Annotated in this window: 1 pseudogene; it reads left to right on the forward strand. The window is 54.7% G+C overall.

Annotated elements, in window-relative coordinates:
* Positions 1–1,661: pseudogene (locus tag GIW04_RS30460) on the forward strand (adhesin); the annotation flags it as partial.
* Positions 1,662–1,749: the final 88 nt, after the last annotated feature.

Raw genomic sequence — 1,749 nt, forward strand, 5'->3', positions numbered from 1 at the left:
GTGCCAGCCTCAACAACAACGGCGGCCGCATCGCCGCGCAAACCGGCGACACCGACGTCACCACCGGCGCCTTCGACAACCGCGATGGCGGGCTGTACGCCAAAGGGATGGTCAAGGTCATCGGCAGCAGTTTTGATAACGGCGGTGATGTACGCGGCCAGGTGGCAGGCGGGCAGGTTGACCTCAAACTCAGTGGCGGGGCGCTGAACAACCAGAAAGGCATTATTGAAAGTGACACCACGCTGAAGGTCGAGGCGGATAGCGTGGATAACCAGGGCGGGCAACTGCGGGCTTTGGGCAGGAGCGGTAAGACTGACTTTCAGATTGGCGGTGTGCTGGATAACCGCAACGGCACACTGGAAACCGCCAACAGCGATTTGATGTTGAAGGCCAGTGTCTTCCAGAACGTGGGCGGCAGTGTGTTGCATGTGGGGGGCGGTACGTTTGACATCAGCACGGCCAACTTGACGAACGTGGGCGGGAACGTTGTCACCCGAGGTGGCTTGACCCTTACTGCTGATGACTGGACCAACAGCAGTGTGATCCAGGCGGGGCGTCTGACCGTTAACGTCAAGACACTTAACCAAACGGCAGAAGGGCAGTTGCTGGCTTCCGACAGCCTGGTGGGTAAAGGTATTAACTGGTCCAACGATGGCTTGATTGCCAGTGATGGCAGCCTCAACGTCGGCCTGGACGGAAGCTATAACGGTAGTGGCCGGGCCACCAGCCAGGGCACTTTTGGATTGAGTGCAGCGCAGTTAAATCTGGCCAGCACGGGGCGCCTCGCGGGTGGTGGCATTACGTCGATTGATGCGGGGCAGCTCACCAATTACGGTCGGTTGACGTCCAATGAAGCAATGACGGTCAAGGCCAATAACTTGAGTAACTTTGGCACCCTTGGCGCCGCTCAGGACTTGACGATCAAGGTAACGACGCTTGGCAACGAAGGCGGGCTGATCTTCAGCGGGGGGGATATGAACCTGCTGGTCAACGACTTCACCAACCAAAAAAAAGGCGCGGTGTATAGCTTCGGTAACTTGGAGATTGCCGGTGTAAACGGTGGGCGGGCAAATGAAGTTAATAACCTGGCGTCATCGATTAATGTTGACGGAGACTTCTCATTGTCCACCAACAGTTTCAATAACAAAACTGATGGGATCGTGGGGGCAGAAAAATTTCTGTCGGGTGACATCAGATTCAGGCTGGGTGGAACGTTTTATGTCGATGAACATTATGAGTCCCAATCGTCGATCACGGGAGAGCGAGCTACGGTCTCTGTGGCAGGAAGTTTGGGAGCAGACGTAGGACGATTTACCAATACAGCTTCGCTCATCTCTGCCGGCAAAAACATTACGCTGAATGTTGATACGTTCGAAAATTTGGCGATGCAGTCCGGTAACTACACACGCTCCCGAGTATTTGACGGTGTACGTAACATCGACAATCTTGTGAGTGAAAGAGGCGAAGGCCCGCTGGAAGCGTATGCAAGAAGAAACTCACAGTACATTTATAGCTACGGTGCAACGCACCACGAACCGGACAAAGGCGGCACAAAGTTTGAGCTGAATGATTTCAGTAAACAAAAAACCACGCGTCTTAATTCACAGTTTGGGGTTGGTGCCGCAGGGCGGACTCAAGTTCCAAGTGCAACAGTCAGTTGACCGTATTCAAGTTATTGGTCGCCAGGAGCTGCAGGTGCTCGGTCAGCACCTCTATGGGGAATTTCCAGCCCAGGGTTTGGCGCGGCCG

The sequence above is a fragment of the Pseudomonas sp. PA-4-8C genome, from assembly GCF_021606625.1.
Lineage (GTDB): Bacteria > Pseudomonadota > Gammaproteobacteria > Pseudomonadales > Pseudomonadaceae > Aquipseudomonas > Aquipseudomonas lactis.